The organism is Thalassotalea sp. 273M-4 (assembly GCF_041410465.1).
Taxonomy (GTDB): Bacteria; Pseudomonadota; Gammaproteobacteria; order Enterobacterales; family Alteromonadaceae; genus Thalassotalea_A; species Thalassotalea_A aquiviva.
The window spans coordinates 2,342,084-2,362,960 of sequence record NZ_CP166961.1 but is presented as its reverse complement, the minus strand read 5'-3'; the positions used below and the strand labels follow the sequence as shown (position 1 = coordinate 2,362,960).

At 40.6% G+C, this 20,877-nt stretch carries 19 protein-coding genes; 7 read left to right on the top strand and 12 right to left on the bottom strand.

What is annotated here, in order from left to right:
* Window positions 1-111 precede the first annotated feature (111 nt).
* The 3 genes from ACAY00_RS10675 (at window position 112) to ACAY00_RS10665 (ending at window position 2,020) form a co-directional block, all read left to right on the top strand.
* Window positions 112-501 (top strand): MAPEG family protein, encoded by a 390-nt coding sequence (locus ACAY00_RS10675; protein WP_371373245.1) that lies wholly within the window; start codon window positions 112-114, stop codon window positions 499-501.
* A gap of 8 nt (window positions 502-509) precedes the next feature.
* Window positions 510-1,343 (top strand): alpha/beta hydrolase, encoded by an 834-nt coding sequence (locus tag ACAY00_RS10670; RefSeq protein WP_371373243.1) that lies wholly within the window; start codon window positions 510-512, stop codon window positions 1,341-1,343.
* A gap of 485 nt (window positions 1,344-1,828) precedes the next feature.
* Entirely contained in the window at window positions 1,829-2,020 is a 192-nt protein-coding gene (locus ACAY00_RS10665) for a GIY-YIG nuclease family protein (RefSeq protein ID WP_371373241.1), read from the top strand.
* Window positions 2,021-2,566: 546 nt separating this feature from the next.
* On the opposite strand, the gene yfbR is transcribed toward ACAY00_RS10665, so the two are convergent.
* Together yfbR and ACAY00_RS10655 are read right to left on the bottom strand one after the other, a co-directional pair.
* Window positions 2,567-3,166 (bottom strand): 5'-deoxynucleotidase, encoded by a 600-nt coding sequence (gene yfbR / locus ACAY00_RS10660; RefSeq protein WP_371373239.1) that lies wholly within the window; start codon window positions 3,164-3,166, stop codon window positions 2,567-2,569.
* A 9-nt stretch (window positions 3,167-3,175) separates the two neighbouring features.
* On the bottom strand, window positions 3,176-4,402 hold the full coding sequence (locus tag ACAY00_RS10655; protein ID WP_371373237.1) for a pyridoxal phosphate-dependent aminotransferase: 1,227 nt from the start codon (window positions 4,400-4,402) through the stop codon (window positions 3,176-3,178).
* A gap of 158 nt (window positions 4,403-4,560) precedes the next feature.
* Between ACAY00_RS10655 and ACAY00_RS10650 the strand changes: the two genes are divergently transcribed.
* Window positions 4,561-5,172, top strand: coding sequence for a lecithin retinol acyltransferase family protein (locus ACAY00_RS10650; protein WP_371373235.1), 612 nt, complete (start codon window positions 4,561-4,563; stop codon window positions 5,170-5,172).
* A gap of 98 nt (window positions 5,173-5,270) precedes the next feature.
* Here the strand turns inward: ACAY00_RS10650 and ACAY00_RS10645 are convergent, their stop codons facing one another.
* The 9 genes from ACAY00_RS10645 to ACAY00_RS10605 form a co-directional block, all read right to left on the bottom strand.
* Entirely contained in the window at window positions 5,271-6,986 is a 1,716-nt protein-coding gene (locus ACAY00_RS10645; protein WP_371373233.1) for a proline--tRNA ligase, read from the bottom strand.
* A 225-nt stretch (window positions 6,987-7,211) separates the two neighbouring features.
* Window positions 7,212-7,418, bottom strand: a complete 207-nt coding sequence (locus ACAY00_RS10640) for a hypothetical protein (RefSeq protein ID WP_371373231.1) — start codon at window positions 7,416-7,418, stop codon at window positions 7,212-7,214.
* A 277-nt stretch (window positions 7,419-7,695) separates the two neighbouring features.
* Complete coding sequence (locus ACAY00_RS10635; RefSeq protein ID WP_371373229.1) at window positions 7,696-8,718, bottom strand: rhodanese-related sulfurtransferase; 1,023 nt, start codon at window positions 8,716-8,718, stop codon at window positions 7,696-7,698.
* A gap of 189 nt (window positions 8,719-8,907) precedes the next feature.
* A complete protein-coding gene (tsaA, locus tag ACAY00_RS10630) occupies window positions 8,908-9,651 on the bottom strand; it encodes a tRNA (N6-threonylcarbamoyladenosine(37)-N6)-methyltransferase TrmO (RefSeq protein ID WP_371373227.1) in 744 nt (247 codons plus the stop codon).
* Window positions 9,644-10,042 (bottom strand): Rcs stress response system protein RcsF, encoded by a 399-nt coding sequence (gene rcsF / locus ACAY00_RS10625; protein WP_371373225.1) that lies wholly within the window; start codon window positions 10,040-10,042, stop codon window positions 9,644-9,646. The genes tsaA and rcsF overlap by 8 nt, the downstream gene beginning before the upstream one ends.
* 160 nt (window positions 10,043-10,202) lie before the next feature.
* Window positions 10,203-12,608, bottom strand: coding sequence for an ATP-binding protein (locus ACAY00_RS10620; protein ID WP_371373223.1), 2,406 nt, complete (start codon window positions 12,606-12,608; stop codon window positions 10,203-10,205).
* A gap of 226 nt (window positions 12,609-12,834) precedes the next feature.
* The gene (locus ACAY00_RS10615; protein WP_371373221.1) at window positions 12,835-14,679 is read right to left on the bottom strand and encodes a DUF885 family protein; all 1,845 of its coding nucleotides are present in this window, start codon (window positions 14,677-14,679) and stop codon (window positions 12,835-12,837) included.
* Between the two features lie 142 nt (window positions 14,680-14,821).
* Window positions 14,822-15,220: a lactoylglutathione lyase gene (gloA, locus tag ACAY00_RS10610; protein WP_371373219.1), complete on the bottom strand. Its 399-nt coding sequence runs from the start codon at window positions 15,218-15,220 to the stop codon at window positions 14,822-14,824.
* Window positions 15,221-15,441: 221 nt separating this feature from the next.
* Window positions 15,442-16,293, bottom strand: coding sequence for an alpha/beta fold hydrolase (locus tag ACAY00_RS10605; protein ID WP_371373217.1), 852 nt, complete (start codon window positions 16,291-16,293; stop codon window positions 15,442-15,444).
* Window positions 16,294-16,437: 144 nt separating this feature from the next.
* Between ACAY00_RS10605 and ACAY00_RS10600 the strand changes: the two genes are divergently transcribed.
* The 3 genes from ACAY00_RS10600 (at window position 16,438) to ACAY00_RS10590 (ending at window position 19,378) form a co-directional block, all read left to right on the top strand.
* Window positions 16,438-17,502: a phosphotransferase gene (locus ACAY00_RS10600; protein WP_371373215.1), complete on the top strand. Its 1,065-nt coding sequence runs from the start codon at window positions 16,438-16,440 to the stop codon at window positions 17,500-17,502.
* Window positions 17,503-17,510: 8 nt separating this feature from the next.
* Window positions 17,511-18,461: a 3'(2'),5'-bisphosphate nucleotidase CysQ gene (locus ACAY00_RS10595; RefSeq protein ID WP_371373213.1), complete on the top strand. Its 951-nt coding sequence runs from the start codon at window positions 17,511-17,513 to the stop codon at window positions 18,459-18,461.
* 746 nt (window positions 18,462-19,207) lie between these two features.
* The gene (locus tag ACAY00_RS10590) at window positions 19,208-19,378 is read left to right on the top strand and encodes a DUF2256 domain-containing protein (protein ID WP_371379697.1); all 171 of its coding nucleotides are present in this window, start codon (window positions 19,208-19,210) and stop codon (window positions 19,376-19,378) included.
* A 72-nt stretch (window positions 19,379-19,450) separates the two neighbouring features.
* Here the strand turns inward: ACAY00_RS10590 and ACAY00_RS10585 are convergent, their stop codons facing one another.
* Window positions 19,451-20,851, bottom strand: coding sequence for an MBL fold metallo-hydrolase RNA specificity domain-containing protein (locus ACAY00_RS10585; RefSeq protein WP_371373211.1), 1,401 nt, complete (start codon window positions 20,849-20,851; stop codon window positions 19,451-19,453).
* Between the last annotated feature and the right edge of the window lie 26 nt (window positions 20,852-20,877).

Genomic DNA, 20,877 nt, shown 5'->3' with positions numbered 1-20,877 from the left:
GAAGTCTCCAGTATAAGTTTGCTAAACAAACGGCTCTTTGCTGAGCCGAAAACAATAACGTACGTTTGACTATGTAACCGTCTTAGATAAACAAAATAAAAAGGAAAGACATTGATCACATTAATTTGGTGCTTAATTATTGCCGCATTATTGCCATACCTTGCCAAAATCCCATTAGCTATCGCAATGAATAAATCGGGTGGTTACGATAATAATCACCCAAGAGCACAGCAGGCGAATTTGCAAGGGTTTGGTGCACGCGCTTTAGCCGCCCATCAAAATGCTTTTGAATCTTTGATTGTGTTTTCTAGCGCTATTTTATTGGCAATAGCAACTAACTCAACCACAGATACGGTGCAACTTTTGGCTCTTATTCATATCGGTGCTCGAGTTGTTTACAACATTCTTTATTTAATCAATATCAGCACCTTTCGCTCCATTTTTTGGGCGGTTGGGATAGGGTGTTCATTTGCTATTATGTGGCAATGCATTCCAAACTAAGATAAAAAATGAAATTAAACGTTCTACTTTTGTTATTGGCTGGTTTGTTAATGGGTTCTAGCTCTTTAGCGACAACCCAACCCAAGGCCAAGATCATAATTGACCAGGGTGTTGTTCCCTTGCCAGCATTGGAACGTACAAGAACACTCAGAATTTACTTACCAGCATCGTATCATCACAGTGATAAACGCTATCCGGTTTTGTATATGCATGATGCACAAAACCTATTTGATGACAAAACCTCATACGCTGGCGAGTGGGGAGTGGATGAAACCTTAGACAGTTTGAACAGCACTACAGGCTTTGAAGTCATCGTTGTGGGTATTGATAATCATCCTAAATTTCGTATAAATGAATATAGCCCATGGACACATGAAAAATATGGTGTTGGTGAGGGTAAAAAGTTCGTTGCGGATTTAGTTTCAACTGTAAAACCCTATATTGATCAGCATTACCGCAGCAAACCCGATAAACACAATACCGCTATCTTTGGCAGTTCGTTAGGGGCATTCATCAGTCATTATGCTCTCATGGCCTATCCTGACATTTTTTCCAAAGCAGGGTTGTTTTCACCATCCTACTGGTACAGTGACAAAGTGTGGGCATTTACCAAAGCGCATGCCTCTAACGTAATAAATAGTCAGCTTTATTTATTAGTTGGCTCTGAAGAAGGGGAAAGCATGGAGACTGATATGGTAAAAATGGCTGAATTATTAAAAGAGTCTTTACCAAACAGCTCAACGGTTCATGCAAAAGTAGTGAAAGAAGGAAAACATAACGAAGACTTTTGGCGAAGCGAATTTGCTCAAGCCATCATTTCGCTATACAAAATTGACTCGTAACGATATTTTCGTTTGCAAAAAAGGTTTTTAAAACCCATAAATGTATATGCAGGCACGATAGTATGATCCACAACCTTCGTGATTACCGACGTAATTGGCTACTGAAATGTGCCAAGGTGAGCTCAACATAAAGGGCTTGAAGAGGACAGAATTTCGAGTCGACTTGGAAAGGCTAAACGGCCGAGTTGTGCCATTTTGAGTTGTTCACATAATTAGAAAAATAGCACCAAAGAAGCACGCACACTATCTAAAACAGTGCACGTCACAGAAAGAATACGCTCATCCATGAGCCTTCCTGCATTAGTGCATCCGTGCACGTCACAGAAAGAATACGCCCATCCATGAGCCTTCCTGCATTAGTGCATCCGTGCACGTCATCCCACCATGTGTTTGGGTGGGATCTTTACCAGTTTCGAAGTGTCTATTTTACTTCACCGTTTAATTATCGACTATAGTTGTTCATATATTTGAAAAGGACTTCAAACATGGAACAACCAGCCATATACATTATTTCAAACGAATCCAATACTGTTATCTATGTTGGCGTTACTAGCAATCTAATTCAACGAGTATTTCAACAAAAACAGAAGCTTACTGAAGGCTTCAGCAAGAGATATAATCTAGAAAAGTTAGTTTATTTTGAACTGTTTGATGACATGGACAGTGTTATTTATTGAGAGAAAAGGTTGAAACGGTGGCAAAGGTCATGGAAAGAAAGACTTATTAAAAGAGTAAACCCTGAGTGGAAAGATTTATATCAGGAACTACAGTAAATCGATTTTCTTACTCACTGTATGCGGAAAGAGATCCCACCCAAAAGCATGGTGGGATGACGGCGCTTTTTGTCTATATCCGCATCAGGCTTCAAATCGCTCACAACAGCCGTACAAAACTGCTTCTTATTCAATACTTACGCTATAACTGCAAGTGACGTAAACGCCTGCAGCAACATCTAATACACGCGAGCTTTGAAGAGGTAACGCCTCGTTAAAATGCCATAAAATAGTTGGCTAAAATGTAAAGGTACGAACTAAGGCAGAGATCCCATCTAAAAACATGATGGAATGACGATGTTCTTTTTCTGATATTGTGATTGACTCTAAATAGCGCAAAGTTGTCCTTAAGTACCATCTATTAACAGGATGAGATTACACCCAAAGCATGATGTCATGAGTAGGTGCCTTCTCTAAATCTCTAAGTGCCTTTTAATTACATAAATCCCTTCATTTTTGCAAGCTGGTCAACTTATCAACCGTCACGGTGCAACAACTTAAAAAGGTGTCCATAAAATATTGCACTTCAGGGCGTGTTTTCTTTAACTCGTCCATTTTTACGCGTTGATTTTGTTCAACGTGTTCAAATTCTGGATTATTATGATTAAGCTCATCGAGTGCTTTGATATAGGCAACAATAATATCGGCAGCTTTAACAATGTCGCGATGCTCTTGTTCTACTTTGTCTTGCACTATAAGTTCTTCAAAGATGCTGTGAAACTCTGATGGCAAAGACTCCAAACATTCTTGTTCGGCTAGGGCTTCAATGTGTTTAAATTCTTGACTGATCTTGTCATTGGCATACTTTGTAGGGTGCACAACGTCGCCATAACGCGTTTCACTGGCTTCATGATATAGGGCAACCGTTGCGACTTTATCGGCATTGACATTCCCCCCAAATTTTATGTTTTTGATCACCGCTAATAAATGCGCCACTATCGCTACTTGATGCGAATGTTCGGCAATATTTTCAGGTTTAACACAATACATTAATGCCCAACGTTTAATAAGGGGCATGCGAAACATCCACGCTAAAAACGTACTTTCCATAGAGTTCTCTTATTGTTGTTTTGGTTGTGAGTAAGAGCTAAAAAATTGTTTTAGCCGAGTAATGGCGTCAGTTAGGTCTTCGCTGTGAGGTAAAAATACTAAGCGAAAATAGACCCCATCTTTTAAATTAAATGCCGAACCTTGCACCAACAAGATCTTTTCTTGGCGTAAAATATCGAGCACTAACTGTTCGTCGTTATAAATATTGAGCGCTTCACTATCGACTTTGACGAATAAATACATCGCGCCTTTGGCTTTGTAACAGCTAAGTCCGGGGATGTCATTGATCATCTCATGCGCAATATCTAATTGTTTCTTTAAGCGACCACCTTCGCTAACCAACTCATTAATACTTTGATAGCCACCAAGAGCTGTTTGAATGGCGTGCTGACAAGGCACGTTGGCACACAAGCGCATCGATGCCAACATCGTTAGCCCATCGAGATAACTTTGCGCTTTTAAAAGTGGGCCTGAAAGCATCATCCAACCGGCGCGAAAACCGGCTATACGATAGTTTTTAGACAATCCGCCCATGGTAACGGTAAGCACATCGGTGCTTAGGCTGGCGGTAGGGGTGTGAGTGGCACCGTCGTATAAAATTTTGTCATAAATTTCATCAGAGAACACAATTAGGTTGTGTTCTCTTGCTAAATCAATAACCTGTTCAAGTACTTTAGGAGGGTATACGGCGCCGGTAGGGTTGTTTGGGTTAATTAAAACAATGGCTTTGCACTTGTCGGTGATCTTAGTGCGCATATCTTCTATGTCCGGGAACCAGAATTTTTTTTCATCACATTTATAGTGAATAGGCTTACCGCCGGACAGAGCGACTGACGCTGTCCAAAGGGGGTAGTCAGGGGCGGGAATAAGAACTTCATCCCCATTGTTGAGTAAGGCTTGCATGGCCATCACTATCAGTTCGCTGACTCCGTTGCCAATAAAAATATTATCGACACTGAGGTTTTTCATGCCAAACTGTTGATAATACTGCATTACTGCAACCCGAGCCGAGTATATACCTTTAGAGTCACTGTAGCCTTGTGCTCTGGGCAAATTGTGGATCACGTCGCGAAGAATATCGTCGGGCGCTAAAAATCCAAACGGGGCCGGGTTACCGATATTGAGTTTGAGGATTTTGTGGCCTTCTTCTTCTAATCGTCTGGCTTCATCTGCAATGGCACCTCGTATGTCGTAGCATACGCCTTTTAGTTTTTCTGACTTTACAAATTCATTCATCGCATCAAAATCCTCCTCTCTTTTTATAGCATACTTAATTACAGGGTATTTGAAACACTTACTGACACTTTTTTATCCCTTTTTGCCCATTTATTACGTATAAATAAGGATGAGACAAATGTTCAAAAGTGAGTCAACAAGCTTTTTAAGGAGTTTCGATGCCTTTGCCTTTATTGTGGGTCGGTGCTGCGGTGTTATCAGCGGTTGCGGTAAGTGAGATAAATGAAAATCGAAAAAGCGCTGAAAAGCGTCGCTTTAGCTCTAATGAGGTGCGCAAACGTAAAACCCAACCACAGTCCGGTCATTCTCGCCATCATAGTGGGGTTGAAAAGTTTCCAAGTGAAGTGTTCAGCACCACCACATTAGCGCAGGTTAAACCCGGGGCTATTGTTTGTTGTGGTTTAGGTGGGGTGTTAGAGCATACCGGAATTTTAGTCGATGATGCCACCATTGTAGAGCTTCATGGTAGTGGCTTAATCAGAGCGGTGTCGCCAATGCGCTTTTTAGCGAATCGCTCGGGCAAGGAAATCTTTGTTGCCTGTGACTCACATGCTAAAGCCCTTGGAAATATGGCCATAGCCACTCGAGCGATAAATCAAATTTATCAATATCAGAAATACGACTTGTTTAAAAATAATTGCCATCGATTTGCTTGGCAATGCATTAGCGGTGAGCCACAAACGTTAACGACATTTCACCAACTTAACCAGTTGGTATCCACCTATTTTGATCGCCAAATTTATTGGGATAAATGGCAATTTTCTCCATGAAAATGCCACAGGTGAACATTAAATATTAAAAATCGGAGCGACTGGCAAGCAGAGCTCCGATTTATAACAATTGCTGTTAACCGAGATATCGACAAATATTATTTATTTAAAATAAAGTCTTTAACATCTGAGATTTTAACCGTTGACTTTTCACCAGACTGGCGGTGTTTGTATTCTACTTCTTCGCTGTCTAAGTTACGTTCACCCACAATGATGCTGTGTGGAATACCAATTAATTCCATGTCTTTAAACATCACACCAGGGCGTTCTTTACGATCATCAAATAACACTTCAACACCTGCTTCTACTAACTCATTGTAAAGCTTGGTTGCTGTTTCTTGTACTCGATGCGACTTGTGCATATTCATAGGGATGATCACAACTTTAAATGGCGCAATCGCATCTGGCCAAATAATACCGTGCTCGTCGTGGTTTTGCTCAATAGCTGCGGCCACAATACGAGAGACCCCAATACCGTAACAACCCATGGTTAACGTTTGGTTTTTACCAGCGTCATTTAGTACAGCAGCGCCCATGGCTTTGGCGTATTTTTCACCTAATTGGAAAATATGACCAACTTCAATACCACGTTTAATGGTTAATGTACCTTGACCACAAGGGCTAGGATCACCAGCAACTACGTTACGTAAATCGGCAATTTCGTAATCGCTAATGTCTCGGTCAAAATTAGCACCAGTGTAGTGGAAACCCGTCTCATTGGCACCACAAATAAAGTCAGCTAAATGCGCAGCAGTGCGATCAACAATAATGCGGCCGTTGAAACCTACAGGGCCAATAGAGCCTGCATCACAACCAGCTACTTGCGTAATTTGCTCGTCTGTGGCCAATGTTAAAGGAGATGCAACGCCTTTAATGTGCTCGGCTTTGATTTCATTTAACTGATGATCGCCACGAATAACTAATGCAATGATTGGCGCTGTTTCGCCTTCTTCACACTCACCTAAAACCAACAAGGTTTTGGCCACAGCATTGGCTTCTACATTGAAAAACTTAGATACGTCTTCGATTGAGTGAGTATTTGGGGTGGCCACTTTATTTAGTTCTGCGGTTGCCGGCGAACGCTCACCTTGAGGTGCTAATGCTTCGGCTTTTTCAATGTTAGCCGCATAGTCACTGCTGTCACTAAAGGCGATATCGTCTTCGCCAGAGTCAGCCAGCACGTGAAATTCATGCGATGCATCACCACCAATCGAGCCAGTATCAGCAAGTACTGGACGATAATCTAAACCAAGACGGTCGAAGATACGACAATACGCATTGTGCATGTGTTGGTAAGTTTGCTCCAAGCATTCATTTGATAAATGGAAAGAGTAAGCATCTTTCATTAAGAATTCACGACCACGCATTACGCCAAAACGGGGACGTATTTCATCACGGAACTTGGTTTGAATTTGGTATAAGTTTAATGGTAGTTGTTTGTAACTACTAAGCTCGTAACTAACTAATTTGGTGATCACTTCTTCGTGCGTTGGGCCTAATACGAATGGGCGGTTATGGCGATCTTGCATGCGCAATAATTCTGGACCATAGTCATCCCAACGACCAGACTCTTGCCATAAATCGGCAGGTTGTACCATTGGCATTAAGGTTTCAATTGAGCCGGCGCGATTCATTTCTTCGCGAACAATGTTTTCAACTTTCTTAAGAACTTTTACCCCAGTTGGTAACCACGTATAAAGGCCAGAAGCTACGGCACGGATCAAGCCGGCACGAAGCATATATTGATGACTGATCACCTCAGCATGAGATGGCGTTTCTTTTAATGTTGAAAGTAAATATTGGCTGGTACGCATTGCTGGACAATTCCACCTTAGTTAGCGACTTGTGCTTTAAAATAAGTTGAGTTGGGTTAAATGACCATAGCGCAGAACCAGTCAAAGGTGTGCCCAAACATTCACACAAGTTGATATTATAATTTAAAAATGAGGGATATTCTAACAGCTACATAGAGCACGACAAAGATCAAATTCTGGTTTTGTCGAAGAAATTTAACTTAATGAATTAGATAAAGGAAAAAACTAAAACTTCCGACGTAATCGATGGTTTTTTTGGTAATGATGTTTGCGACAACGATGGCGCACATTTAACCACCACATAGTTTGATGGTCCTCAATAGGCAAAGCTTGACCGGGAAAAGGGTCTTGATGTTGATTGACCAAAGCATCGTTGTCGTCTTCAGACAAATACGCCGAAAGGACATTTTTATAAGCACCAAAGTTTGCCATTTTGCCTCCAAAAAATGAATGTTTTAAAAAAGAGGACACCTTAAAATAAAAGGTGTGCAAATTTAACAAAAATTTAACATAAAGGCAAGTTTTTGACTCGGCTGGGCAATCATATCGGATATTAGTTGGGGCGCCAATTGTCGTCGTATCCTTAAATACAACTAACTTAAACTTAAAATACAAACGGTTAACGACAACAGAAAGTCGCAGAATGAAAAAAGCGTCTGTCCTTGTACAAGGTTCAGACGCTGATAATGAACGTTTTTAACAAAATTATTTATTTGTTTTTTTGTCGCTGAGCTTCTATTCGTTGTTGCTTCATTTTTTTACGTTCAGCCAATGTTTGAGCTGCTGCACTCCCGATATGATGCATGCCTCGCTCTTTCGCTAATTGAATTTGCTTTTCGCGCTCTTTGTAACGTTGCTTTTGTTGCTCGGTTAACTTGTCAATACAATGGTGACAACTGACGCCAGGCTCGTATTCAGGTCGTTGTTTGTCTTCTTCGGTAATTGGTAAACGACACGCGTGACATTGATCGTAAATACTTTTTTCAAGTTTGTGATCAACCGCAACACGATCGTCAAAGACAAAACAATCACCTTGCCACAAAGTTTCTTGCTCTGGTACTTCTTCAAGGTATTTTAAAATTCCGCCTTCAAGGTGGTAAACCTCTTCAAAGCCTTGTTGTTTCATATACGCGGTCGACTTTTCACAACGAATGCCACCGGTGCAGAACATCGCTACTTTTTTATGCTTAGTCGGGTCTAAATTTTCTTTCACATATTGTGGGAATTCGCGAAAGGTTTCAGTATTTGGATTTATCGCGTTTTTGAAGGTACCAATTTCAATTTCATAATCGTTACGGGTATCAACCAATAATACTTCCGGATCGCTGATTAATTGGTTCCAATCTTGAGGCTTGACATAGGTACCAACGATTTCTTTCGGGTCGATACCTTTTACACCCATAGTGACGATTTCTTTTTTAAGTTTTACCTTACAACGTTTAAAGGGAGACTGTTCAGTAAATGACTCTTTATAACTTAATTTATCAAACCTAGAATCTTGTTGTAAGAAGGCAATTACCGCATTAATGCCCTCGCGCGAGCCTGCGATAGTACCATTAATGCCTTCTTCAGCCAGTAATAGGGTGCCGGTTACACCATGCTTTTGCATGGTATTTAATAAGGCAGGTTTAATTTTTTGGTAATCTTTTAAGGTCACAAACTGATAAAGCGCTGTGACAACAATATTCGGTGTAGATTCTGCTTTCGCAGCAGACTCAGAATGTTTTGACATAGTATTTCCTTGTTGCTATCCGAAACGTAAATTCGGTGCACAATGTAAACGAACCTCGCCCGAAGGGCTGTCGGCGTGAAGCTTTTTGGTTAAACCTTGTAACCAAATATGGGCGGGATTATAGCGACAACGGTGGCGCTTAACAATATATTTGGTGAACAATGCATCAGTTGTTAATGATTGGCTGGCTTAGGTGTCTTCTGATGTGGCGAGCTGTTTTTCAATGTCAATAACATCACAGCAGTGAGCATTAATTTGCCAGCGAATATTCAAGTCGTACAAGCTCATGCCATAAATTTGCTTATCTTGTTGCTGTTTTTTATAGGCAGGACGAGGGTCTTGCGCCAGTACCTGTTCAATAAAGGTGGATAATTTGGGGTATTGTTCGCCTAAGCTTTGCAGTTGTAGTTGCGCCTTGCTGGTAAAGTTAACCTGCAAATGATGTTGCTCTGGGGCTGGCGCCATTTGAGAAAAAGCATCAGAGCGTTGATCACTGTAAGGAATATAGGGCTTAATATCAATAACAGGGGTCTGATCCAGTAAGTCGTGACCGCTGATATTTAGGAAAAAACGACCGCTTTCTTGGCTAATGCCATGATGTTTCACCACTGACATACCAATAGGATTAGGTCGAAATGTTGAGCGAGTTGCAAATACTCCTGTTTTTTTATTGCCCCCTAATCGTGGTGCTTTAACAAGAGGTTTCCAGCCCTGTTCGGCGGTTGCATGAAAAACAAACAACACCCAAATATGTGAGTGTTGCTCTATATCCCGAAATAAGTCCTTCGCATTACCTTGGCATAAAATTTCTATTTTACCCTGCGCGGCCGACACTAAACCGGGTTGCCTAGGAATGGCAAACTTTTCTTTGTAGGGCGAATGTACTCGACCAATTGGCTCAAATTGATAGGGTGAGGAAGTGGTACTAGTCATTAAATTTCACTTTATATGCTTTTCCATAACACACCAATAGGGCGTGACATTGTGTGTCTTCAATATTGATACAACTTGAGATCACCAGAGCATTGGCATTTAGGCTTGCGGCTTGCTTGCGCGCCTGAGTTCGAGCTTCGGTTATGTTGGCAGGCACGTCATTAGCACGAACTTGACAGCTTTCGCCTTCAACCAGATCGATGTATTGATAGGCTTGCTTAATATCACTTTCTTGTTCATAAACCTCGACTTTGCTGATCGCAAAATACTTGTCAAAGTTCTCTTTATCAAGGTTGGTGTCTATGCTTGCAATACCCTGACACCCCTGTAAAACGGTACATAAAAGCGCGAAAAAAAACTTGGTTAGCGTTATATAAGTCTGTTTACTCATGATACTTACTCGTCCATTGCTACTCGGTGTGTTAATCGCGCTTGTCACTGTCATCAAACTGTCATAAAACATGCGTAAAGTAATAATGCCTGCTCAAAATTAACGCAGGTACTTTGCCAATATTGATGCGCCTCAGGTTGGCTTTTTTTCCCTGAATTTATTATTTTGCCAGATATTTGTGCATGACTTTTTCAATGTCGGCCAATAAAAAGGGTTTCGATAAAAAGTCTGTCATGCCCGATTCCATACACTGCTGAACATGCTCTTGTTGAGCATCCGCTGTTAACGCAATAATAGGTAGATCTTTGTGCTCTGCAAGCTCGCGAATTTTTTGGGTGGCCTGATGCCCATCCATTACTGGCATATGTACATCCATAAATACCAGTCGATAATCGTTTTCTTGTACGGCTTTTACGGCTTCTTGACCATTTTCAACAATATCAACTTCCACTCCAAGTTTATTTAATAAGCCTGTGGCGACAATTTGATTAAGTTTAAAGTCTTCGGCCAACAGTACTTTAATGCCTTGAAATGGATTCGGTAGTTTTTCCACCGCAACATTGTTTGCTGTCTTTTTTAATAACATTAAAATGCTGTGAAATAAAAACGGGTGATAAATTGTGTGTACCGGATCTTTATAACAGAAGTGTTCAGCGCAGCCAATTTGATCAATATTTGGCATCAACAACAATTCGACGTTCTTTTGGCTTAACCACGGCTGATTATATTGGGCAATATGCGCATGGCCATCATCGTCAAATGAATGAATGTCTAATATCACCATGGTCGGTTCACCAACCTCGTCTTTTGGTTCAAATAACCTTGCTGTAGGTAAGCACGTTAAATCTAATTGATGGTACTTACAATGGTTAGTAACGATTTCGATGTCGTGTTCAAAATCGCTAAAAAAGAGAATTTTCTTACGTTCTATGTCGATTTCTTTCGGTTTACGTTGCTTAATAATCGGCAAGGTAAGGCTAAAGGTACTACCAACACCAACCTCAGATTCAATGGAGATCTTTCCTTTCATTAATTGTGCTAGGCGATGACAAATACTTAGACCTAACCCCGAGCCCCCATAATTTCGCGTAATGGAGTTATCGGCTTGGGAAAAGGGATCAAAAATATGTTCCATTTGGTTTTCGCTTAAGCCTATCCCCGTATCGGTGACGCTAAACTCTATCGCCTCTTGGTCGTTATACGTGGTGTTTTTTACCGCCACTTTAATCGAACCATGCTTGGTAAATTTAATCGCATTAGAGGTTAGGTTCATTAATATTTGGGTTACCCTTACCGGATCGCCATGAAACCTTGAATTAAAGTCTTCTCGCATATCAAAGATAAAGTCGAGATTTTTATGCTGAGCTTGAACGGCCAGTACATTTGAAATTCGGTCAAAGACACTGGTTAAATTAAAATCGATGTTTTCTATGGTCAGTTTATCTGAGTCGATTTTTGAAAAGTCTAAGATGTCATTTAATATTTCTAACAATTGACGAGCCGATAACAAGATTTTATCAACGTAAACTTGATCTTTTTTCTTTAAGCCTTGCTCTTGTAGCAATTGACTTAAACCAATAATGCCATTCATTGGGGTACGAATTTCATGGCTCATGTTGGCTAAAAACTCACCCCGTGATTTATTCGCAGCCTGCGCTTGATGCTTAGCTTTATTCGCCAGGTTTGTTTGTTGCTCGTATTGTTTTAAGGTTTTGGCAATGTTGTCTTGCATTTGATTCATCGAGCGAGCCAGCCAGATAATATCGGCGGTATTGGTGTCGACTTCGACTCGGTTTGAAAAGTCACCAGAGGAAATACGCTTGGAGAAATTAGACAACGCAGAAAGAGGCTCACTGACATTCTTTAACAAGAAATAACGAATAAACAGTAATGAGCAAACCAATAGCACTTGTAATGCTAAAAGGGCAATTTGCGCCCACTTGATAATATTTTCAAGCTTTTGATTTTCTTGAAAGTGCCATTTATCGTAGTTCTGTTCAAACTTGTCTATTTGAGCCATGATTTGGCTTTTCGCCCGTAAATATTCATCACCATAAAGTAATTCTAGGGCTTGTTTTTTACCCGTTTGCAAGCCTTCTTTAAATAGTTGCATGGCGGTAATTTCAAAGGTGGTGATTTCATAAGACAAATCGACGGCGCGACGTAGTTGCATTAATTGTTCGCGGGGCGTGATTAAGCGCTGGATCAGCTTTTCAATAGGTTCTTTACGATAATATTGGCCTTGCATATCGGTATGCATCTTATCCCAATACACACTGAAATAGTTTTGTGGACGAGGGTGGTTACCGCTTCGAAAACCGAGAATTTCTTTATAGTAATCGGCATAGGTCACATCGCCGGTGACAATATAGGTTCGAGAAGTACGAGTGAGTTTATTCGAAGTATCACGAATTATCGAAGATAGCTCCATAATGGCTAAACGATCATTTTCAAGTGATTTGAGCTGGCTTACTGAGTTTTGGTAATAATAAAACGCAGAAATGTTCGCAACAATGAGGACAAATAAAAGTAAAAATAAGCCGGTAAAATAACGTTTAATGGTCATGAATATACGAATGAAAATCAGTCATAAAGGCTCATTGTATCATTGTCATTCTGATTTGGCGAAGTACATCTCGCTCTAATACCAATCCCACTAAGTTTTTGCTCACTCAGGAAAATATAAAGGTTTTTATTCTACCTTATTGATGTATAAAGGTTAACGCCCATATCGACGAGATCAAAAAAAGCCGCAGTAAGCGGCTTTTTTACTTTAAAATGTCGAAAGGCTATTATGCTTTACTGCTAATGTATTGATTTACTTTAGCATCAACAACATCTAATGGTAGTGGACCATTTTTCAAGATCACATCATGGAACTCACGAATATCGAACTTTTCACCCATTTGTTTTTTCGCTCGTTGGCGTAATTCTAAGATTTTTATCATCCCAATTTTATAGGCCGTGGCTTGCGATGGCATCACGGCATGACGTTCAACCATTTTGATCGCATCTGACTTTGCATTTGGGGTGTTTTTTACATAGTAATTAATGCTTTGTTCACGGGTCCATTTTTTCACATGCATGCCAGTATCAACGACTAGACGACATGCACGCCATAATTCCATGGCAAGACGTCCAAAGTCAGAATAAGGGTCTTGATATAAACCAATCTCTTTTGGTAAAAATTCAGTATAAAGCCCCCATCCTTCGGTATAAGCGGTAAAGTTGCTGAACTTACGAAAAGTCGGAATGCCTTCAAGCTCTTGAGAAATCGCCAGTTGCATGTGATGACCAGGGATCCCTTCGTGATAGGCTAGCGCTTCCATTTGATATGTTGGCATCGCTTCCATGTCGTAAAGGTTGGCATAATACATACCCGGACGAGAACCATCAGGTGCTGGACGATTGTAAAAAGCTTTGCCGGCAGACTTTTCACGGAACGCTTCAACACGCTTAACGATAAGGTCGGCCTTAGGTTTTACAATGAATAGTTCATCAAGACGATCTTTCATGTTGTCAATTAAAGCGGTTGCTTCATCTAAATAGCGTTGTTTACCTGCTTCGCTGTTCGGGTAGTAGAACTGCTTATCACTGCGCATAAATTGCATAAACGCAGCCAAATCGCCTTTAAAGCCGACCTTGTTTTTAATCTCTGTCATTTCTGCATGAATGCGTTCGACTTCGCTTAAACCAATTTCATGAATTTCTTCGGCGGTTAAGTCAGTCGTTGTCGTTCGCGCTAAAGCAACGTTGTAAAAATCTTTTCCTTCAGGGAATTTCCATGCCCCGGCATCATTGGTCGACTTGGTCTCTAAGGTGATCAAATAATCAATCAAGTTTTGATACGCAGGTTGTACGCTGGCGATTAGCGCTACTTTAGCGTCTGCAATTAATTGTTCACGATTTGATTGGTCAATATCTAAGGAATTTACCTTGCTCTTAAAGTCAGCCAATAAGGTAGAGTCTGGTTCTGGGGTAAATGGGGCGCCCATGATTAAATTTTGCGAGTCACGAATAACGTGATCAAACACAAAACGTGGTGCAATAATGCCCTTGTTTTCACGAATTTTTAGCTGCTCGATTAATTGCTCAATGCGTTTTTGAACCCCATTTAAACGGCTAATGTAATCGATTGCTTCCTTTTCATTGCTGATAGAATGTTGATTAATTAAAAAAGAAGGAATGGAAGAGTGCACACCATACATTTGGTTTACTGGGTAGTTATGGTGACGCCACTTGAAATCATTGATTTCATTTTCCATTGACTGTTTAGCAATTTGATAACTGAGTTTGGTTTGCTCATCTAAAGCTTCGTAGTCAAAGCTTAACAGCTCAGCCAAATTTTTCTTGGTGATTTCAAGCTCTTTAAGACTGTTCTCTTCACTGCTTTCGTTCCACTTATCGTAATCTTTTTTAATGCCTAAGTAGGTTTGATACTCAGGTGAGCGCATAACAGAGTCATTAAACATGGTTTCAAAAAATGCATTTAAGCGGGCAGATTCACTTTGTTCAACGACAACCGTGTCTACTTTTGGCGCTGCTGCTGTTGTGGTCTGAACAGGGGTGTGTTCTATATGTTGGCAACCACTAATAATAGCGACACCCAATGCGAGTGAAATGAGAGATTTTTTCATCGGATTAACTTCTTATTGTCATCATAGTAATTTGGGCATTAATTTACATGATTGCACAAGATTGTTAAACGGATGATACACATTTTTTAACAATAAAACGCCAAGAAAGTAAAAACCCGGTGAGAAACACCGGGTTTTGCGGTTAAAGATCGAAGTCTTCTTTGGCTTGAATTAACTCAATCGCGTAACCGTCGGGGTCTTTAACAAAGGCGATTTCGGTTGATCCACCTTTAACTGGGCCAGGTTCTCTTGAGATAACGCCCCCTAAATCTCGAATTTTGTCACAAGCTTGGTAAACATTATCTACTTCAATGGCTATATGACCAAATGCATTGCCTAAGTCGTAGCTTTCTACGCCCCAATTATACGTCAGCTCAATAACCGCTGAATGCTCGATATCATCGTAACCAAGAAACGCCAATGTATATTGGTACTGTTCATTGTCTGATTTTTTTAATAGGCGCATGCCTAGAACATCTTGATAAAATTTAATTGAGCGGTCCAAGTCTCCTACGCGGATCATGGTGTGTAAAATTCGCATTGTTTGCTTCCTTCACCTAAGTTTTTCATTATATTTAACATTAAAGAGAAAAAATTGCACCCTAAAAGGGGCAACAACCTATGTTGTGTTAACAAAATACGTCAAAGCTAAAGACAAAAAAGTAAGATCAAACCCCTTAGCTTATCGGCGATAAATGTTTATTCAAGTTTTCTATCTTACTAAATTTTATCTGTTTTATTGCTATTTGGGGTTATGAATAATTACTCAAGGAGAAAATCGCTAAGCACTAGGTTTAGTAATTTGGACTGTTCGTTAATGACATTATGGCCAGTCGCTGGCAGCACAAATAATTGTGCGCTTGGCGTATGACGGAACATGTCTGTGGTGTGCTCAACCGTTATATCGTCGCTATCTCCCACGACATACAAAACCTCTGCGTTTATTTTTTGAAAATCGGTTAGGAGCATCTGAGGTTGGGTTAACCATAAGTCAAACAAATCTTTATAGACGTGGTAGGCATCTGCAGGTTGTTTGCCAAACTGGCTGAACAGCTCAATAATATCAGTTGGCCAATCACTTATTGGGGTCGCAAGCATGTCGTCGCGCCAAGCTTGTAAACTGTTAACGGATTCGGCTGAAATATTCCAGTGGTAGTTTGTTGCAATGGCGCTTAATTTTTTAACCCTGTTAGGTTGTTGGATTGCCATAAGCAGGCCGATAATGCCGCCATCACTGTAGCCAATAACATTAACAGCATTAAGGTGTAAATGATCAAGCAAGGCCAATGTGTCTTGGGTCATGCGCTGATAACTCAGTGGCTTTGAGCTTATAGAGCTTCTTCCTTGCTCTCTTGAATCAAGGGCAATGACTTGAAAATGTTTGGCAAACTGGTCAATAAAAAGCTGCATAGACTCTTTAGAACCACCACCGCCGTGCAATAACAATAACGGCTGCCCTTGGCCGTAGATTTCATAGTCAAGGCTGACATCATCAATGTTAAATGTTGATGCCATGGCCGTTATAGAAAACAGGGTAGTGGATAAAAGCCCCCACTTTAAAGCTTTGTTTAGACGGGGCAATAACGAGAGTAAAGAATTGTTATAATCAGCCATTTTATGTTTTTACTTTTTTTATCATAGATACCTATCTTATTATGTTTTTGTTTATCATCCAGTATTTTTTTCCAAGAGGTCATAAACAAAGATACAATAACTTGACACAGTTATAGCCGAGCAATAGAAAAGTATTAAAACGTTATGAATATTCTGACCCCATTACAGCAACAGGCTTTATGTGATGCATTGCTGTGCGAAAAAATAATCAATATCGAACCTATGCAATCGCTTTGGGCCGGAAAAGGCGAACTGGTTCGGTTGACTTTACAATTGAACAATGACATTTCTTTTACCCCAAAGACATGTTCAGTGGTGGTAAAAAAAATAGATTTTCAGGCTGGCAGTGAGCATCCTTATGGTTGGCATTCAACATTTTCAGAGCAACGCAAACGAAAATCTTACCAAGTTGAATTCAATTGGTATCGCCAATTTGGGGAGAAACTCAATGCCAGAAATACAGGGGCAATAGCAATGTCGGCTATGTATTTCCCTAAGCTTGTCTACTCGGAGAGTTCAGAGCAGGGGATGATATTGGCTTTAGAGGATTTAGCGCCTAATTTCCCTCAGCGTTTTACCCTAGGAAAAGATGATAGGCCAAGCCATCGACAAATAAAAAGTTGTATTCGCTGGCTTACTTTACTGCACGCAAAAACATTGTCATTTCCCGTTTCTGGGTTATGGGCTGTGGGCGGTTATTGGCATCTCGAAACTCGCCCAGATGAATGGCAAGCGATCACAGATTTAACGTTAAAAAGGGCCGCCAAGGCCATCGATGAAAGGCTTCGTTTATCGCCCTATCAATGTATTATTCATGGTGATGCCAAACTGGCAAACTTTTGTTTCAGTGAATGTAATGAACACGCCGCTGCTGTTGACTTTCAATATGTTGGGCAAGGGCCTGGGGTGAAAGATTTGATGTTGTTATTAAGCAGTGTGATGCCAGATACCCGTTTACAACTTGAGGCATCAAGCTTCGTTGATTTTTACTTTAAGCAATTGCGCATTGCTTTAGCACACTTCCAGCCCCAGGTTAACGCTAATGACGTGATCGCCAATTGGCGTTCTTTATACCCGATGGCGTGGGCTGACTTTCATCGTTTTTTAACGGGTTGGAAGCCTGGGCATTGGAAAATTGGAGGTTATTGTAAGCAACAAACTGACATTGCCCTTAGTGCCTTATCTCAAAGTGCAGACGGTTGGGGGTAAATCCAGTTATGGTATTCACTCATGAACAGCTTAAAAGCTTACTCAATGCCGCCAGTGACGCCGCGGTGAAAGCGGGGCGCTATATTGCTGAAGCACAGCGAGATACGCTAAAAGTCCTTCACAAAGACAGTGGTAGCAGTCTGGCATCTCAAGTTGTTACGCAAGTAGACTTGGTTTGTGAGGACATTATTTATCAAGCACTGAAGGAAATCAGCGGCAAATATCACCTCGCTTTTTTAGGAGAAGAAAGTGCCTCTCAACACTCAAATGGAGCCCATCCGAGATTAACTAAGCCTTACTTTTGGTGCGTAGATCCGCTTGATGGCACTTTAGCGTTTATTGAAAACATACCTGGCTATGCGGTCTCTATTGCCTTAGTTGCGCAAAATGGCCAGGCATTGTTAGGCGTGGTCTATGATCCGGTTAGGCAAATTCTGTATCAAAGCATTGCCACTGACAATGGCTTTAATAAACAGATTCTTTTATTAAAAAATAACGCTTTGTGGCAGCCGCGCTTATCTAGCTCCATGGCTAAACATAAGACAAAAAGTGAACGTATTTTGCACCTGTATGTGGATCGCAGTTTTCAATCTCATGCACGCTTTAATGATATCGTGAGTTTATTGACTGACCGCTTTAAGGCGCGAGGTTTTGATAAGATAAAGATCGTCAGTCAATATGGGGCGGTCATGAATGCGCTCAGTGTCTTAGAAAACGCGCCGGCGTGTTATTTTAAATTACCTAAACAATCGGAAGGTGGCGGTAGTGTTTGGGATTTTGCTGCGACCTCAGCATTATTTAAAGCGGCAACTGCGTACCACTCTGATATGCACGGTGTAGATCTAATCTTAAATCCGACCGATTCTCTTTATATGCACAAATTTGGGGTACTATATGCCAGTGATAAGCACATAGCACTCGATGTTATGACAACGCTCGCCAAGTATACGAAATTATAAAAATACGATGGCTTTATTTAAATGCACATACATAGCCTTACCTTGAAAAAGCCAATGTATGTGCTTTTGCTTGGTTTAAAACGTATAAACAAAACCTAATTGTAAGCTGGTTGGCTGATAATCTAAATTCGAAATTTTTCCGACAGCGTTATCTTCGCTGTTTAAATCAATGTTTGTAATGCTGGTATAGCGCTTCTAATTGCACCGATCACTGTTTGTTTATTGGGTAATTAACAATCTATTTTGCTAAGTGGGATCTTTGCCACCGATTAAGTCAGTGGCAACAACTTTTAGTAACCGGTGTTATTGGCAGCGCGTTGTTTGCTCCTATCGCTATATTAAAGGACATCGAAAAAGTCGGGCGCCAGGGAGAGGTCATTTTATCCGACAATAAGAGGGTGGCTGTTAGTCGAGCAAAATTGCAGGATGTTATGAGTCAAATCAAAAAGTAAAATAATAAAGACTCGATGAATCAGTAAAGCGCAGTGCTTTTCTGGGCATTTAAACTCAATACTTCTTTACGTTTTAAATAATCTAAACGAAACCATCGTTAACATTTGTTATGTTCATCAAGTTGAACTATTTTTTTGTCAAATCCGTAATTCTCACACCTTAATCAGTTAAAATAGCAAACGTATGGTTAAAGCGATATGTATGCAAGCCGCCGGTTTGCTCTGGTTTTGGCGCAAAAAGAGTCAGTGGGAGACAAAAAGTCAACGTCATGTACAATGACCTGTGAGAGCGAGATGAAAAAAGCGGATTTGCCGAGCAAAATATGTTGCTTTTGCCAGCGTTCTTTTTCTTGGCGTAAAAAATGGCAAAGAGATTGGGATGAAGTGAAATATTGCTCTGAGCGCTGTCGAAGACATCGAAAACATCGAAACGATAGTCGAGATAATAAACAACACCAACGTTAATTTTGCAACAGTGGGTTATAGGCTTGTTGATGCTCTCTTTTGCCCTTTCAAACTTTGTCTATCTTAACGAATTTAAAATGCCACTACTTGGCCTTTTGCAGGGATCTCTGGTTGTACCTTAAATTGTTGCCAAATTTTTTCGCTTAAAATATCTAAAGCATTGGCTTCCCCGTGCACCAAAACAACCCTTGGCGTAGGGCTAAAATGACCTAGCCAATTGAGAAGACCTTGTTGACCAGCATGGGCAGAAAAACCACCAAGGGTTTCAATACTGGCATTAACTTGTAAGCTTTCGCCAAACAGTTTGATGTATTTGGCCCCATCAACAATGGCTCTGCCAGGTGTACTCTGTGCTTGATAGCCGACAAAAATAATGGTGTTGCGTTTATCCCAAATGCGATGCTTAAAATGGTGAGTAATACGGCCGCCGGTACACATGCCACTGCCGGCAATGATAATGGCGTGGTTTTTAATCTTATTAATGGCCATTGAATGCTCGGCTTCAATGGTCAAGTGTAATGAAGAAATAAAATTTTTTAATAGCGTCGCATCCCCTTCACATAATGCTTGAACGCCCTCACAATCTAGACTTGTAAGCCATTGATCGTAAACATGGGTGACTTCTATTGCCATTGGACTATCTAAAAATATGGTCCAGTCATCTAACTCGTTATTGCGTTGCAATTTACCTAAGTAGAGGAGTAATTCTTGGGTTCGGCCAACGGCAAACGCAGGCAATAAAACATTACCGTTTCTTTGATAGGCATCGGCTAAAATTTGCTTAAATTGACCCATAGTATCGGTTAAATCGCGATGATTTCTATCCCCGTAGGTCCCTTCCATCATTACAATATCAGCTTGTTGAATAATTTCAGGATCTTTCATCAAGAGAGTGCCGTGTTTGCCTAAGTCACCACTGTAAACCAAAGTTTTTTCGCTCTCTCTCTCGTTTATTGTTATTCGAGTTATCGCGGAGCCGAGGATATGACCAGCATCAAATAACACGACTTTGATATGTTCATTTATTGAAAAACTTTGTTTGTAAGCCTTAGGGCGACAAAGTTCGAGTACCGTATCAATGTCATCGACGGTATAGGCTTCATTAATAATAGATTTTCCCTGTCGTTGATTTTTTCGATTAATTCGCTTTAAGTCATTTCGATACAAGCTATACGAGTCCATTAACATAATCGGCAATAGTTGAGCGGTGGCTTGGGTACAATAAATAGGTCCTTGAAAGCCTTGATGCACCAGCATTGGTAATCGGCCGCTGTGATCTAGGTGAGCATGAGAAAGAATCACGGCGTCTAGACTGGCGGGATTAAAATCGAATGATTCGGCTTCTAAATGTCGATGGCTACGGTTGCCTTGATGTAACCCACAATCGAGTAATATGTGAGTATTTGAAGTATGGAGTAAATGACAAGAACCGGTTACTTCTTGAGCCGCGCCATAGCAGGTGATTGTTGCCATAAGAACTCCTCGTCGCGAGAAACTTA

What these genes read in the sequence shown, in the direction of transcription:
- ACAY00_RS10670 (WP_371373243.1), top strand. Translation starts at nt 510, where the DNA reads ATGAAATTAAACGTTCTACTTTTGTTATTGGCTGGTTTGTTAATGGGT.
- ACAY00_RS10665 (WP_371373241.1), top strand. Translation starts at nt 1,829, where the DNA reads ATGGAACAACCAGCCATATACATTATTTCAAACGAATCCAATACTGTT.
- yfbR (WP_371373239.1), bottom strand. Translation starts at nt 3,166, where the DNA reads ATGGAAAGTACGTTTTTAGCGTGGATGTTTCGCATGCCCCTTATTAAA.
- ACAY00_RS10655 (WP_371373237.1), bottom strand. Translation starts at nt 4,402, where the DNA reads ATGAATGAATTTGTAAAGTCAGAAAAACTAAAAGGCGTATGCTACGAC.
- ACAY00_RS10650 (WP_371373235.1), top strand. Translation starts at nt 4,561, where the DNA reads ATGCCTTTGCCTTTATTGTGGGTCGGTGCTGCGGTGTTATCAGCGGTT.
- ACAY00_RS10645 (WP_371373233.1), bottom strand. Translation starts at nt 6,986, where the DNA reads ATGCGTACCAGCCAATATTTACTTTCAACATTAAAAGAAACGCCATCT.
- ACAY00_RS10640 (WP_371373231.1), bottom strand. Translation starts at nt 7,418, where the DNA reads ATGGCAAACTTTGGTGCTTATAAAAATGTCCTTTCGGCGTATTTGTCT.
- ACAY00_RS10635 (WP_371373229.1), bottom strand. Translation starts at nt 8,718, where the DNA reads ATGTCAAAACATTCTGAGTCTGCTGCGAAAGCAGAATCTACACCGAAT.
- tsaA (WP_371373227.1), bottom strand. Translation starts at nt 9,651, where the DNA reads ATGACTAGTACCACTTCCTCACCCTATCAATTTGAGCCAATTGGTCGA.
- rcsF (WP_371373225.1), bottom strand. Translation starts at nt 10,042, where the DNA reads ATGAGTAAACAGACTTATATAACGCTAACCAAGTTTTTTTTCGCGCTT.
- ACAY00_RS10620 (WP_371373223.1), bottom strand. Translation starts at nt 12,608, where the DNA reads ATGACCATTAAACGTTATTTTACCGGCTTATTTTTACTTTTATTTGTC.
- ACAY00_RS10615 (WP_371373221.1), bottom strand. Translation starts at nt 14,679, where the DNA reads ATGAAAAAATCTCTCATTTCACTCGCATTGGGTGTCGCTATTATTAGT.
- gloA (WP_371373219.1), bottom strand. Translation starts at nt 15,220, where the DNA reads ATGCGAATTTTACACACCATGATCCGCGTAGGAGACTTGGACCGCTCA.
- ACAY00_RS10605 (WP_371373217.1), bottom strand. Translation starts at nt 16,293, where the DNA reads ATGGCTGATTATAACAATTCTTTACTCTCGTTATTGCCCCGTCTAAAC.
- ACAY00_RS10600 (WP_371373215.1), top strand. Translation starts at nt 16,438, where the DNA reads ATGAATATTCTGACCCCATTACAGCAACAGGCTTTATGTGATGCATTG.
- ACAY00_RS10595 (WP_371373213.1), top strand. Translation starts at nt 17,511, where the DNA reads ATGGTATTCACTCATGAACAGCTTAAAAGCTTACTCAATGCCGCCAGT.
- ACAY00_RS10590 (WP_371379697.1), top strand. Translation starts at nt 19,208, where the DNA reads ATGAAAAAAGCGGATTTGCCGAGCAAAATATGTTGCTTTTGCCAGCGT.
- ACAY00_RS10585 (WP_371373211.1), bottom strand. Translation starts at nt 20,851, where the DNA reads ATGGCAACAATCACCTGCTATGGCGCGGCTCAAGAAGTAACCGGTTCT.